The organism is Brevibacillus fluminis (assembly GCF_052072235.1).
Lineage (GTDB): Bacteria > Bacillota > Bacilli > Brevibacillales > Brevibacillaceae > Brevibacillus_D > Brevibacillus_D fluminis_A.
Genome location: NZ_CM125436.1, coordinates 2,250,001 through 2,263,878, shown reverse-complemented (window position 1 = coordinate 2,263,878; position 13,878 = coordinate 2,250,001). Strand labels below are relative to the sequence as shown.

Below are 13,878 nucleotides of genomic sequence, written 5' to 3'. Positions count from 1 at the left end.
TATAGCATGAAATCATGTACTGATGCAAGGTTTTTTTCGTGTTTTTTACATGAAAAAGGCCTGATCCATGCCCAGGCCTTTTCCTCTATGGCTCACTCATTTTTTACTCTTCGTACCCGCACCATTCCATGAGCGTCAGCGCATAGATCGCCGCGCATTCGAACACGGTGTCCAGCTCGATGTATTCGTTCGGGTAATGGCCCAGCTGTGTGATGCCTGGCCCGAATACGATCGCCGGCGTATCAGCCAGCTTGGTCAACAGGCCGCCGTCCGTTCCCCAAGGGGATGCTTCGATGACAGGTTTTTCCCCTTTTACTTCTTCAAAGGTTGTCATCAGCGCTTGCATGAGCGGATGCTCCTCTTCCACGGCTCCTGGCACCCAGCGTGCGCCATACCACTCCAGCTCCACCGGATGGTCAGCAAACCACGGGTCGATCGCGGCAAGGCCTGCCAGCGCCTCTTCCATCTCGCGCTTGGCATCTTCCATCTCTTCCTCAGGCGCTACGCCCATCCGGCCTTCCAGCTTAACCAGATCGGCTACGGACGATGGCCATTTTCCGCCTTCGATCACACCGATATTGATCGGAATCGGAATCGGCAGCTTGGCATAAAGCGGATCGGTGATCCGGTCGTTGCGGCGTTTTTCCAGCGCCCCGATCGCCTGCACGACCGCGAGGCTTTTTTCGATTGCGCTGACGCCTTCATAGCGGGTGCCGCCATGGGCAGAACGGCCGATCACTTTCAGACGGAACCACATGGAACCTTGCTGTTTCGGCATGATTTTCATTTGTGTAAGCTCCGGCACAATTGCGGCATCCGCTTTGTACCCGCGCAAAATCGTCGCCAGCGTGCCTGCTCCGCCGCTCTCTTCTTCTACAACGCTTTCAAAAATAACGTCGCCCTTCAGCTTGACCCCCAGCTTTTGCAGCGCCTCAACCGCGATCAGCGCAGCGAGGTTGCCGCCTTTCATGTCGGTTGCGCCACGGCCGTACAGCTTGCCGTCCTCCACATCGCCGCTGAACGGATCGCGCTCCCATTGCGTCTCATCCCCAGGCGGAACCACGTCCACATGGCCGTTCAAGATGATCGAACGGCCGCCGCCTGTACCGCGAAGCACGCCTACGACGTTGGGGCTTCCTTCAAAGCTCGTACGCGGAGAAACGAAATAAGGGTGCGACAGCAGCTCCTCGCCGCCCATTACCCACTTGTCGACTTCAAAGCCCATTTCCGCAAGCTTGCTCGCGACCAGCTCCTGCACGCCCGCTTCCCGCCCTTGTACGCTCGCCTCGCGCACCCAGCTTTGCAAAAGACGGACCGAGTTGTCCCGGTCCTTCTGCAACTGCTCCTTCACTTTTTCTTTCCACACCGCCACATTCGCTTTTGCCATGACGAAACTCCCCCAGTTCGGTTATTGAAACACGCCGACATCTCCGTCGATTTTGAGTTCTGCTTCCGTCGCACCGATCACATCGGCGACGCTGTACGGATACATGACTTCCACCAGATACAAGCCATCCGGACGCACTTCCATCACGGCCATATCGGTGATGATCATGTGTGCTGCATTCCGCGCCGTAAGCGGCAGCGAGCATTCGCGCACAATTTTGGAGCGCCCGTTTTTGTCCAGGTGGGTCGTCACGACCATCACGCGGTTTGCTTTTTGCGCCAGCTCCATCGCTCCGCCCATGCCTGGCACGCGTTTGCCCGGCACGATCCAGTTGGCGATATCGCCCGTCTGGCTTACTTCCAGCACGCCCAAAATCGTCATATCGAGCAAGCCGCGGCGGATGATTGCAAACGCCGTCGCGCTGTCAAAAAACGACGCGCCTGTCGCCAGCGTGACGGGAAATCCGCCCGCATTGCACAGCATCGCGTTTTCTTCACCTTTTGCCGGACTCGGTCCTGTGCCCAAAATTCCGTTCTCCGCATGGAAAAATACGCGTTTGTCCGGAGGGATAAAATCTGCGACCAGCGTAGGAATACCGATACCCAGATTGATGATCATGCCGTCCGCCACTTCCTGCGCCGCGCGACGGGCAATTCGTTCACGATAGCTTTCTTGCTCTTTTACTTCTCCCACGCCCATGTCCAGTTCACCCCTTTGCTTTGTACGATCATATTGACGAAGACGCCAGGCGTCACGATTTCTTCCGGATTGATGTCGCCGGTTTCCACGATTTCATCCGCCTCGACGATGGTGAATTCGCCTGCCATTGCCACAAGCGGGTTGAAGTTGCGCGCGCTCGTATCGAACACCAGATTGCCGTAGCGATCCGCTTTCTTGGCGTGCACGATCGCCACCTCGGCAGTCAGCGGCGTTTCCAGCAAAAACTGCTTGTCGCCGACCTGCACGATTTGCTTGCCTTTTTCCGCGATCGTTCCGATCCCGATGTCGGACAAGATGCCGCCCAAACCGACGCCTCCCGCCCGCACGCGCTCCGCCAAAATGCCTTGCGGGCAAAACTCGACCTCAAGCTCGCCTGCGGTCATTTGCGCGCCAGCATTCGGGTTGGAACCGATATGAGAGGCGATCACCTTTTTCACGCGCTTTTGCGTGACCAGTTGCCCCACGCCGATATGCGGGAACGCCGTATCGTTGGAAATCAGCGTAATGTCTTTTACCCCTTTGTCCAAAATCCCTTGGATCAGCGTCGGCGGGTTTCCTACCCCGCCGAAGCCGCCCGTCATCAGGGTCATCCCATCGTGAAAGTGCGCAAGCGCCTCCTCGATGGTTACCACTTTATCAAACGGATTGCGTTTTTCGCTCATGTCGTCACCTCTATTTATTCTTGCTACGCAAGCTGTCCTTCCGCTTTCAGCTCCGCCTGCACTTCCTCGATTGCCGCGCGCAGAATGCCGAGCAACCGGTCGATCTCCTCGCGGGTAATGGTCAACGGCGGCGCCACGATGATGGAATCGCTCACCAGGCCATCAGCTCCGCTCATCGCAGGGTAAATGATCAAACCTTTGGCATATGCTCGCTGCAGCACGCGGGTGCCAGCCGCGACCGATGCCGGGAACGATTCTTTCGTTTCTTTGTTTTTCACAAATTCCAGGCCGGTCAGCATCCCCAGACCGCGCGCATCGCCGACCATTTCGTAGTCCGCAACGATTTGCTTCAATTGAGCCAGCAAATACTCGCCTTGCACGGCTGCTTTTTCAACCAGGTTGTGCGCTTCCATGTAGCGTACGACTGCCAGCGAGGTCGCTGCCGACTGCGGGTTGGCGCTGTACGTGTGTCCCGCCATGATCAGCCCCGAGCCTTTGGCAATCGTCTCGATGATCTCATCGGTAGCCATTGCGGCTGCCATCGGCGTGTAGCCGGCGCTCATCCCTTTGCCGAGCGCCATCAAGTCCGGCACGACGTTCCAATGGTTAATCCCGAACGGTTTACCGGTACGGCCCATTCCGGTCATGACTTCATCGGCGATAAACAAGATTTCATTTTTGTCACAAATTTCGCGGATACGTTCGAAATATCCTGCTGGCGCGACCAATGCCCCGCCCGATGCACCGATGACCGGCTCCGCGATAAACGCAGCGATGTTTTCCTTGCCGATGCGGCGAATCGCCACTTCCAGCTCGTCCGCGCATTTGTGCGCATATTCCTCGATGCTCAGCTCTTCCGGCTTGCGGTACACGTATGGCGCACTGATCGCCGGATAATCGGCCAGAAGCGGAGTAAAGCGTTTGCGGCGCAGCACGTGGCCCGACATCGATAGCGCGCCCATCGTGATGCCGTGATAGCTCATCCAGCGGGAGATGATGCGGTTTTTGCGCTCATAGCCTTTTTCTTGCCAATATTGGATCGCGATTTTTTGCGCAGTCTCCGTCGCTTCCGAACCGCTGCTCACAAAAAATGTCCAGTTGAGGCTGCCCGGCGCCCATTCTGCCAGCTTGGCACCCAGCTGTTCAACCGCGTCGCTGGAAAAATGGGAGCGGTAGGCAAACGATACTTGCCGCGCCTGCTCCACCATGGCGTCCGCAATTTCCTGTACACCATGACCAATGCTTGCGGTTACAGCTCCGCCGCAGCCGTCGATGTACTCCTTGCCGTCCTGATCATATAAGTAAATGCCTTTCCCGTGCGAAATCTTCGGGTATGCTTTGCCCAACTCCGGTTTGATTACATAACTTCTTTCCATTGTCGTCACCTCTTTGGCTCGCTTTCTTACTTTTCATGCTACAGCAATGACAGCCGGAAACCATTCTCCCCTCTGGCAAAAAAAGCTGGCGCAGCGACAGAATGTTTTGTACATTGTGTATAATGGACAATTGCTTTTGGAGGTGCAGCCCATGACGATTACAATTCGCGAAGCACTCCAGCTTCCGGATATGGTGCATACGCGGCTGGTTGCGGGACAGCAAGGCATGAGCAACCAGATTCGCTGGGTCACCATCGTGGAGCTTTTAGAAGATACGAGCAGGCTGCAGGAAGGCGAATTTTTGATCACAACCGGCTTTGGCCTGGCGAGCGACAGCAAGCGGATCGAGCAATTCATTCCCTCTCTTGCGGAACGCAAGCTAAGCGGCGTCGCCATCCATACCGGATTTTATTTGCGCGAAATTCCCCCGGTATTTCTTGCGGAAGCCGACCGCTACGGACTGCCCTTGATCGAGATCCCGAGCGGCATCAATTTCTCCACCGTGACCAAAGCGATTTTGCAGCCGATCATCAACCGGCAGTTCGAGACGCTCGCCTACTCGCAGGCGATCCATGAGCAAATGCTGGATGTCGCCTTCTCCAAAGGCGGGCTGCCGGCCATCGCCAGCGAATTGGCCAATTTGACCAAAGGGAGCGTGCGGCTGGTCGATTCATTCGGTTATGAAGTCGTCAGCGTGTCCTCGCCACAGTGTGACCCGCTGTGCACAGAACCGCATGCGACACATATGCTGCCGGTCGGGTCGACTCGCGAATCGTTTGGCACGCTATCGCTGTCCAAGCCAAAGACCGAGTGGCAGGAGCTGGACCATGTGGCACTCAAGCATGCAGCTACCCTGTGCACCTTTGAATACGTGAAGGAACGTGCGGTCGCCGCAACCGAATGGCGCTTGATGGGCGATTTCGCCGAGGAGTTGCTCAGCGGACAAGCCATGGATCAAGCGGAACTCGACACGCGCAGCCGCAAGCTCGGCTATCCGCTGAATGGCAGCCACTTGATCGCCGCATTCTCGATTTTGCAGGAGAGAAAGGAAGTCGACCGCGCTTCTCTGTATGTGCAGCTGCGCAGCCTGATCAAGCGGCTGGCGGATCAGTACGGCTGTGTCTACCTCCTGCGTGAACGATCGCAGTATTTGCTGATGATTATCCCGGAACGCGAAAAAAGCGATGCCTTGTTGAAGCGCATCGCGATTGAATGGCAGCGGCTTTATCCGGCCACACAGATTCAGTTGGGCGTGGCCGACGCCAAGGAGCAAGTCAGCCAATTTCGGGAAGCGGCGGATGAGGCTGTTTTCACGCTGCTGGCCTATCCGCTGCTGGCCCAGTCACCTGACCCGCTGCACTACAGCCGGATGAACGGCTATCAGTTCCTGTTCCCGTACTACCGTGATCCCGTCGCCTTGAACAAGCTGTGGCAGCCGCTGCTCGCCCGCTTGATCGCCTATGACACCAAGCATGGGCAGCAATTGGCGGAAACGTTGGAAAAATACTTGCAGCATAACTTAAATGGCATCAAGGCAGCTCAAACCTTGTTTATCCATCGTCATACGCTGAAATACCGGCTGCAGCAGATTGCGGAAAAAACAGGTCTCGATCTGGATGACGCGACCCACCGTTGGCAGCTGCAGCTGGCGCTGATGGCCTACAAGCTGGCGAGCCTGCTCTATCCCGCTTCCGTGTAAAGGGACGTTCATCAGTCGTGCGTTTCGCGCAGCGGCTTGACCCAGATGTTCATATCTTCATATCCGCTGACGATCGTACAGTTGTTGATCAAACGACCGCGATAGCGATACCCTTGCTTGGCCGCTGTGATGTTCATACCCGCCGACTGTGCACGCGTCAATGTATACAGGTAGTAGATGCCCATCGCTTCCATCTTTTGTTCCAGCGCGATCATGACCGGCTGCAGCAAGCCTTTGCCCAAGTAATCCGGGTGGGTTGCGCAGTCGGTCATTTCGGCTGAGCCGAATTGCGGGTCCACTTCCGCAGAAGCCGCGCAAACAATCTTGCCCTCCGCCCGAATGACACAGTAATAGGTGCTCGCCTGCATCGTCTTTTTAATATAGGCGGGATCGTTCATCGGCGTCGGGTAGACCGGAAACACGATGCCATACAGCTCCGCCAATTCCTCCGCATCCGCTTCGGTCGCCTCCGTCAGCACATAGCCTGCCGGCAGCTCTTTGGCTTGTGCGCTTTCAGCGCTTTGCCGCGCCAGGCTTGCCGCAACAATCTCATCCGCCACTTGCGGCTCGGCGGACGTAGCGCGCTCCTGTGTCGTGTAGCGGCACAGCATATGCGCATTCTCTCCGTTATAAAAGCCGTCGATCGTTCCCTCCTGCTGGTAGCCCAATGCCGTAAATGCCGGAATATCCGCTTTTTTCGCATAAATGATCAGCTTGGTCGCATCCGTATCTTTCGCCAGCTGCTCCAGCTCCGCGACCAGCTCTGCAATTTTTTCCGATTCATATGCCATCAGTTTGACCCGCTTGTTTTGTTCATCGGTTAGCAACACGCTCGAAAACCCCCTCGTTCTTTTCCTGCCTTCATTGTAAAACGCCGTGTCCCTTCCGTCATTCGTCACAATGTACAAAACTTTGGATAGGAAACCATGCCTGATCGTGCGCATACATTGGATAAGGAGGAAAGGAGGAAGCCCCATGCCTCTCATCTTTGCTCATCGCGGGTCCTCTGGGCTTTATCCTGAAAACACGATGGAGGCTTTTGCTTGCGCGCTGCGCCACAAGGCGGACGGGATCGAGCTTGATGTGCAGCTGACGCGCGATGGCGAGGTTGTCGTCATCCACGACCATCGGCTGGAACGCACGACGAACGGGTCGGGCCTCGTGCAGCAGCACACGCTTGCTGAACTGCGCCAGCTGAATGCGGGCCGCTGGTTCCACCCCCGCTTCAAGACATCGCGCATCCCGACGCTCGCCGAGGTTTTCACCTTCGTGAAGCCGACGCGGCTAATGGTCATCCTTGAATTGAAAAACTTGCTGGTTCCACAACCGCACCTGGAGGAAAAAGTGTGTCAGCTGATTGACGACTTTGAACTCGGGGAACGAGTCATTCTGTCGTCCTTCAACTTCAACAGCCTGCGAAAAATCAAAGAGTTGAACAATCGTCTGCAGACCGGCATGCTGTATGTCGGACATCTGCTGGAACCGTGGAAAACCGGGCTCACCTATGGCGTTGATCAGCTGCATGCCCCCGTCGATGAGGTCTCGCTTTCCGTTGTAAAAGAATCGCACAAAAACGGACTTACTGTTCTCGCCTGGACCGTCGATCAAAAAAAAGCCGTCAGGCGCATGCTCGCCATGAAAGTCGACGGTTTGATTACGAATTATCCCGAGCAAGCCCGCAAGCTGATGCAGATTCAACCGATGTAACCGCCTTTTTTCGCAAAAACAACAAACGGAGCCTTTTGCGTCTGCAAAAAAGCTCCGTTTTTGTTTGGGTTCGATTATTACGGCGTCCAGAATTTTCCTTGCCATGTGTTGCGGCGCACCAGCTCTGCGTCGATGCCGTTCAGCACTTCCCATTTTTTCCGGCTCCACATCGGTCCGATCAAAATATCAGGCGGCCCGTCGCCGGTCACCCGATGTACGATCATCTCCGGCGGCAAAATCTCCAGCGTGTCTGCGACCAGCTTGGTGTATTCTTCCTGGGACAAAAATTCGAGCAGCCCTTGCTCATACTGTTTGACCATCGGCGTGCCGCGCAAAAGGTGGAGCAGATGGATTTTGATCCCTTGCACATCCATCTTGGCGACACCGCGAGCCGTTTCCATCATGTCGTCATAGTTTTCGCCAGGCAGACCGTAGATGATGTGGGAGCATACGCGAATGTTATGCTTGCGCAGCTTCTCCACGCCATCGAGGTAGCACTGCAGGTCATGTCCGCGTCTGACGAGCAGCTGGGTACGCTCATGGACGGTTTGCAGGCCAAGCTCGACCCACAGGTAGGTGCGCTCGTTCAACTCCGCCAAATATTCAACCACATCGTCCGGCAAACAGTCCGGACGCGTCGCGATGGACAAGCCGACGACCCCTTCCTGCTTCAGGATCAGCTCGAACATTTCGCGCAACTCTTCAACCGGGGCATACGTATTGCTGAACGCTTGGAAAAAGCCGATATATTTTGCTTTTGGCCATTTTTCATGCAGCCTGGTCTTTACATCCACAAACTGCTTTTCCAGCGTCATCCGGCGGTCACCGGCAAAGTCGCCCGACCCCCGTGCACTGCAAAATGTGCAGCCACCCGTCAACACCTTGCCATCGCGGTTGGGGCATGTAAACCCGCCGTCGAGCGGCACCTTGAAAATTTTGTCTTGAAACATCTCCCGCAGGTGATGGTTCCATGTATGATAGCGCTTGTCCCCCCACAAGAGCGGAGACGCATCGTGTGTATCCAGCAAATGTTTCATGTGATTCTCCTTTGGGTATAAATCAACTATAGCCATTGTATCATAAGTAAAACTTCTTTCAGAAGTCATTTCAAGAAGCAGATCCTTCGATCTGTGGAAGTTTTTACCGATGCTTATGCTGGAAGTGACGCTGAGGTACTCCGTCTTCCGTTCCAGAATTTATCAGCGCGCGCACTTATAAATCCTTATACGATAAGAAAAACTTCTTTCAGAAGTTCTTTCAAGAAGCAGGTTCTTCGAGCTATGGAAGTTTTACTTCCGCTCCAGAATTTATAAGCGCGAGCACTTATAAATTCTTACACGATTAGAAAACCCGGCTACGCCATGCTTTTTGGCGATGCCGCGTTATCTGTACAAAAAACCGCCCGACACGTAGTCCAGGCGGTTTCCAATCCAGTTGGTAAGACTACTGCATCTCTTCCAGACGAATCGAACGCGTATGCGCGGTATGGCTCCACTCCTGGTTGTTCTTGGTAAAGAACGCATAGAAGAAGATCGGCAGCCACGTCAGGAAGAAAAACGGCAAAAGCAGTAAACCGAAGTATGCTTTCAGCGGCACTTTTTCCAAATAAAGCGCCAGGACCGGCAGCAGGTAAAACACCGCTGTCGTTGAATACACGAGCCAGCTTGGCAAGAAATGTGCGGCCGGCATGAAGCCGACATCGAAAAAGCGGGTGGCGAACAAGATTGACATAAACGTGACGATCAGCACGTACATCGGCTGGAACAGGTAGAACGCTGCATCCAGCATCCCCAGACGCATCGATTTCAAACCGTTTTTCAGTACCGTTCCGATATAGCGGCCCGCTACGTCATAATGGCCTTGCATCCAGCGCAAACGCTGGCGCATCGACGCTTTCAAATCGATCGGTTTTTCATCATACACTTTTGTGTCATGTGCCCATGTCGGATAGATTCCGCGGGCGATACAGCGAGTGGCGAACTCCAGGTCCTCGGTCAAGCTGGTTGCGCCCCAGCCCATTTCTTTGAGCAGCGCGCTGTCGATGCAAAGCCCTGTGCCGCCAAGCGTGTTTGGCAGCCCCAAATTGTGGCGCGCCAATTGCCACATGCGATTGGTGAACCAATACGTGATGGCATACGATAATGTAATCCACGAATCGAACGGGTTTTTTGAATCCAAATATCCTTGAATTACGCGTGCACCTTTGCACAAGCGATCGTTCATGACGCGCAGGAAGTTTTTCTCTACGAGGTTGTCAGCGTCAAACATGACGATCGCGTCATACTGTTTGGGCATCCCCCACAGATTCTCCAGCATCCATTCGATACCGAAGCCTTTTCCGCGCTTGCTCGAATCGAAACGCTCGCAGGCATACGCGCCGTGCTCCCGGACAATGTCCGCTGTGTTGTCTGTACAGTTGTCGCAAATGACAAAGATGTCGTACATTTCACGCGGGTAGTCCAGTTTTTTCAGGTTTTCGATCAAGGGTGCGATCACCGCACTCTCGTTGTGCGCAGCGACCAATACAGCGAATGTTTTTGTAGGCTCATTGGTCACCGTTTCTTTCTTGCGGAACAATCCGCCACAGGACACCAGTGTCTGATATGTGCTGATTAATCCTGCCGTTGTGCTAAACCCGATGAATAATCCCTCAATGATCTCTTTTAACATCATGAATCTGATCTCCTCGAACATGCCACTCTTTTTCTCTACATGGCCAGATGTAAATTCCTGTAAATCGTCAATAACAAAGCCCTATTTGCGAGTTTACAACAATCCTGCCGAGTCAGCAATCCCTTTTTAGCGGAAAACTTATCGACGCTTTCTGCTACTATTCCCTAACACCTTTCCCTTATTTGACGAATTCTATTCGGTTTTGGTTGCACATAACTTCTCGACAACTGTCGAATAGCTCGTAGGAAGGTGTCTTTTGCTACCAACGATCTAGCAGAGACTAGACCATTTGGATTACTTTTCATGTTATTGAAATTCGACAGATCGTACTGCGGAATTTCCCGGATCAGGCAATCTCTACCTGAATTTCTGCGGCATCATTGCCTTTTTTCTCCGCATGGAAGCCCATGATCAGCACGCCTCTGTCGGCAAGAAGCTGCTGAACGTGTTCCAGTGCTACTTGCTCGTTTTCAACGCGAGGCAAAATTTGTTCAGCCCTTGGTGCTGTCAGCCTTGCCGGCAAAATGATGATCGTCACACCGACGCCGCCCCCCATTAAAAACCGGACCCAATCGTCACACCGACGCCGCCCCCCATTAAAAACCGGACCCAATCGTCATGCCGATGCCTGACGTCGCCCAAATGCCTGCTGCCAGAAACCCGCTCCCGCTTGCCACTTGAGCGGAAATCCGGGACAGATCATGCCAGCCCACTTGCTTCTGACTAAAACCGCTACGACAAAATGAGTACGAATGCCTGCGTCTTTCATCCGGTTTTTCCGCTCATCCCCAATTATGGCTTTCGCAAACGCCGGCAATCACCACGTGTAACAGGTATTCAACCTCCATACCATCACCCCCACGCTCAACGCGATTGGAAATTGTGGTCACAATTTTGTTATATGATACCAAAATGGAACCGGCTGTTGCGGTATGTTTGGTTGTGAGACGTATTTTCACCATCGTGCATGATTCGCATTACGACCATTCGGCGCGCTTGAGACAGGGCATTCATAGGCTTGACTGTTGCGCAAAATAAAAAAGCCCCTGACAAGGGCTTTCATCGCGATATGCTTACAAGTGCGGTCGGCGAGACTCGAACTCGCACGGGTTGCCCCGCCACCCCCTCAAGATGGTGTGTCTGCCAATTCCACCACGACCGCAGGAGTTACTATGCGTTAGGAGAGATCCGAGTTTACAAAGCGACTCCCTACTCTACCTATCGACTTGTTGCTACAAGAGATAGTATACACTATTTTGTGTCGATAGTCAAGAATTCACTTTTACTTAAAATCCATTCGAGCGAGTTTCTTCTATTATATAGGTGTTTTATTTGACTGATAATTCGTTGTTATTTTTCTTCGATGGCTGCTATCGTTCCGTTCCGCAATCCTGTGTTTCCCGTAACGCGATTTCTGATCAAGCGGCCTTTCCGCGGATTGAGCCAGCCTCCCACAACGCGATGTGGCAGACTGGCTTTTTCCTTTTCAACCACTTGGTCGAATGATCAAAAAACTGAGTTTTTCTTCCGTATTGCTGATTGCGGGTTCAACCGGCTGCTTTTCTTTCAATTTTAGTGTCATCAAAAAAGTTAGCAAGAGAATGCTGCCGCCTGCCACAAACGGTGCGAATCGATTCGCATCGTAGAATATCCTCTAGCGTCGGGGCTACAATGTTTCCCATGCTCATATAGGCATTGTTCATCCCCGCCACATATCCTTGTTCATCCCGCTGTTTTCGACTTCTTTTGCTCTTTTGAGAGACTTTCGGGCAAACAAAACAGGGAAACCACCACTCCGATGATCGCAGCGCCCGTTGCTGTATAAAGTGGTCCTTTTCCCCATAACCGGCGAGAAACCCGCGCAGACGGGGCTCAACCACGAACCCGAACGACATCGCTGCGCCTAGCAGCGCATTTCTCCTTTTGCGCGTTCCTCCGTCGTTGTCACGTCAGCCACATAGGCCATCATAGGCGGAACGATCAGCGCGGCTCTGCTACACCTTCCAGCAGCCTGGAGGCATAGAGCATCCACAGAGTGAGTACACCCTGCTGTGCTGCAAACAAACATTTTGCCACAGCATAGACGATGCCACCCCCATCAATGAATGCTTTTTTCCCATAGCGATGATCCGCTAGTTGGCCAGTCAATGGCGAAAGCAGAAACTGTGTAATTCCGTAGGCGGCAACGAGTACGTCGATTGACACTTCTAAATGGAGATGTGTGACGGGTCAATTGCCACAGTCTAACGCTGACCAAAAAATATTGATGATTGCGCTACTGTTTGTAGACATCAAAAAACCTCCTGCAGACGTTTTCTAGTCCGTAGGAGGTTGCCGTATTACTTGTCATGTCGATGGTGGCTCGCATTACACCGTCTTGGCGATCAGATGAACCCATTGCCTCGACGCAGCTGATGAAACCATTCTCTTATGTAAATAAACTGCTATGGCGTCCCAGGAGAGATTCGAACTCCCGACCGACGGCTTAGAAGGCCGTTGCTCTATCCTGCTGAGCTACTGGGACTCGTAAAATTGGAGGGAGTACCCGGATTTGAACCGGGGATAAGGGTTTTGCAGACCCGTGCCTTACCACTTGGCTATACTCCCAAATGGGGCGATCGATGGGACTTGAACCCACGAGTGCCGGAGCCACAATCCGGTGCGTTAACCCCTTCGCCACGACCGCCATGCTTTTATGATTGTTCTCTTGATACGCCTATACGATTAAGTGGCAGGGGCAGTAGGAATCGAACCCACACCAAAGGTTTTGGAGACCTTCGTTCTACCTTTAAACTATGCCCCTATGGTAGCGGCGGAGGGGGTCGAACCCCCGACCTTTCGGGTATGAACCGAACGCTCTAGCCAGCTGAGCTACACCGCCAAAATATAAAAATATGGCGGAGAGTGAGGGATTCGAACCCTCGCTACGCTTGCGCATACTAACGGTTTAGCAAACCGTCCCCTTCGGCCTCTTGGGTAACTCTCCGCATATGGCTCCTCAGGACGGACTCGAACCGCCAGCCTACCGGTTAACAGCCGGTTGCTCCACCATTGAGCTACTGAGGAATATTCAGTTGAAGGACTTGTTCCTTCAAAACCGGATACGCAAATCATTGCTATGGATTGTTGTGGATAAGCCCTCGACCGATTAGTATTCGTCAGCTCCACGCGTTACCGCGCTTCCACACCGAACCTATCAACCTCATCGTCTATGAGGGGTCTTACCAGATTGACTCTGTGGGAAATCTCATCTCAAGGGGGGCTTCACGCTTAGATGCTTTCAGCGCTTATCCCGTCCATACATAGCTACCCAGCTGTGCTCCTGGCGGAACAACTGGTGCACCAGCGGTATGTCCACCCCGGTCCTCTCGTACTAAGGGCAGCTCCTTTCAAATTTCCTACGCCCGCGACAGATAGGGACCGAACTGTCTCACGACGTTCTGAACCCAGCTCGCGTACCGCTTTAATGGGCGAACAGCCCAACCCTTGGGACCTACTTCAGCCCCAGGATGCGATGAGCCGACATCGAGGTGCCAAACCTCCCCGTCGATGTGGACTCTTGGGGGAGATAAGCCTGTTATCCCCAGGGTAGCTTTTATCCGTTGAGCGATGGCCCTTCCATGCGGAACCACCGGATCACTAAGCCCGACTTTC

General features: G+C 53.6%; 11 protein-coding genes, 8 tRNA genes and 1 rRNA gene (1 of these 20 only partly in view). 2 read left to right on the top strand and 18 right to left on the bottom strand.

What is annotated here, in order from left to right:
• Positions 1 to 103: 103 nt before the first annotated feature.
• The 4 genes from ACTID9_RS11190 to ACTID9_RS11175 are packed head-to-tail and all read right to left on the bottom strand — an operon-like array spanning position 104 to position 4,145.
• Positions 104 to 1,387, bottom strand: a complete 1,284-nt coding sequence (locus tag ACTID9_RS11190; protein ID WP_441071320.1) for a peptidase — start codon at positions 1,385 to 1,387, stop codon at positions 104 to 106.
• 21 nt (positions 1,388 to 1,408) lie between these two features.
• Positions 1,409 to 2,086, bottom strand: coding sequence for a 3-oxoacid CoA-transferase subunit B (locus ACTID9_RS11185; protein ID WP_441071319.1), 678 nt, complete (start codon positions 2,084 to 2,086; stop codon positions 1,409 to 1,411).
• On the bottom strand, positions 2,068 to 2,769 hold the full coding sequence (locus tag ACTID9_RS11180) for a CoA transferase subunit A (protein ID WP_441071318.1): 702 nt from the start codon (positions 2,767 to 2,769) through the stop codon (positions 2,068 to 2,070). The genes ACTID9_RS11185 and ACTID9_RS11180 overlap by 19 nt, the downstream gene beginning before the upstream one ends.
• Before the next feature lie 23 nt (positions 2,770 to 2,792).
• Positions 2,793 to 4,145 carry an aspartate aminotransferase family protein gene (locus ACTID9_RS11175; protein ID WP_441071317.1) on the bottom strand — a complete coding sequence of 451 codons (1,353 nt, stop codon included), beginning with the start codon at positions 4,143 to 4,145 and terminating at the stop codon, positions 2,793 to 2,795.
• 151 nt (positions 4,146 to 4,296) lie between these two features.
• Here ACTID9_RS11175 and ACTID9_RS11170 point away from each other — a divergent pair, with 151 nt between their 5' ends.
• The gene (locus ACTID9_RS11170) at positions 4,297 to 5,844 is read left to right on the top strand and encodes a PucR family transcriptional regulator (protein WP_441071316.1); all 1,548 of its coding nucleotides are present in this window, start codon (positions 4,297 to 4,299) and stop codon (positions 5,842 to 5,844) included.
• A gap of 11 nt (positions 5,845 to 5,855) precedes the next feature.
• Here ACTID9_RS11170 and ablB read toward each other — a convergent pair whose 3' ends face one another.
• The gene (gene ablB, locus ACTID9_RS11165) at positions 5,856 to 6,674 is read right to left on the bottom strand and encodes a putative beta-lysine N-acetyltransferase (RefSeq protein WP_441071315.1); all 819 of its coding nucleotides are present in this window, start codon (positions 6,672 to 6,674) and stop codon (positions 5,856 to 5,858) included.
• A gap of 145 nt (positions 6,675 to 6,819) precedes the next feature.
• On the opposite strand from ablB, the gene ACTID9_RS11160 reads away from it, so the two are divergent.
• Complete coding sequence (locus ACTID9_RS11160) at positions 6,820 to 7,551, top strand: glycerophosphodiester phosphodiesterase (protein ID WP_441071314.1); 732 nt, start codon at positions 6,820 to 6,822, stop codon at positions 7,549 to 7,551.
• 77 nt (positions 7,552 to 7,628) lie between these two features.
• Here the strand turns inward: ACTID9_RS11160 and ACTID9_RS11155 are convergent, their stop codons facing one another.
• The 13 genes from ACTID9_RS11155 to ACTID9_RS11095 all read right to left on the bottom strand — a co-directional run.
• Complete coding sequence (locus tag ACTID9_RS11155) at positions 7,629 to 8,588, bottom strand: TIGR01212 family radical SAM protein (RefSeq protein WP_441071313.1); 960 nt, start codon at positions 8,586 to 8,588, stop codon at positions 7,629 to 7,631.
• 406 nt (positions 8,589 to 8,994) lie between these two features.
• A complete protein-coding gene (locus ACTID9_RS11150) occupies positions 8,995 to 10,224 on the bottom strand; it encodes a glycosyltransferase family 2 protein (protein ID WP_441071312.1) in 1,230 nt (409 codons plus the stop codon).
• A 346-nt stretch (positions 10,225 to 10,570) separates the two neighbouring features.
• A complete protein-coding gene (locus ACTID9_RS11145; protein ID WP_441071311.1) occupies positions 10,571 to 10,762 on the bottom strand; it encodes a hypothetical protein in 192 nt (63 codons plus the stop codon).
• A gap of 542 nt (positions 10,763 to 11,304) precedes the next feature.
• A tRNA-Leu gene (locus ACTID9_RS11140) sits at positions 11,305 to 11,386 on the bottom strand.
• Between the two features lie 818 nt (positions 11,387 to 12,204).
• Entirely contained in the window at positions 12,205 to 12,429 is a 225-nt protein-coding gene (locus ACTID9_RS11135; protein WP_441071310.1) for an MFS transporter, read from the bottom strand.
• A 242-nt stretch (positions 12,430 to 12,671) separates the two neighbouring features.
• Positions 12,672 to 12,748, bottom strand: a tRNA-Arg gene (locus ACTID9_RS11130).
• Positions 12,749 to 12,757: 9 nt separating this feature from the next.
• Positions 12,758 to 12,831 (bottom strand) — tRNA-Cys (locus ACTID9_RS11125).
• A gap of 3 nt (positions 12,832 to 12,834) precedes the next feature.
• Positions 12,835 to 12,910, bottom strand: a tRNA-His gene (locus ACTID9_RS11120).
• A gap of 43 nt (positions 12,911 to 12,953) precedes the next feature.
• Positions 12,954 to 13,027 (bottom strand) — tRNA-Trp (locus tag ACTID9_RS11115).
• Position 13,028: 1 nt separating this feature from the next.
• Positions 13,029 to 13,105, bottom strand: a tRNA-Met gene (locus ACTID9_RS11110).
• Positions 13,106 to 13,119: 14 nt separating this feature from the next.
• Positions 13,120 to 13,210, bottom strand: a tRNA-Ser gene (locus ACTID9_RS11105).
• Positions 13,211 to 13,215: 5 nt separating this feature from the next.
• Positions 13,216 to 13,290, bottom strand: a tRNA-Asn gene (locus tag ACTID9_RS11100).
• A gap of 62 nt (positions 13,291 to 13,352) precedes the next feature.
• Positions 13,353 to 13,878 (bottom strand): 23S ribosomal RNA (locus ACTID9_RS11095) (it continues 2,494 nt past the right edge of the window).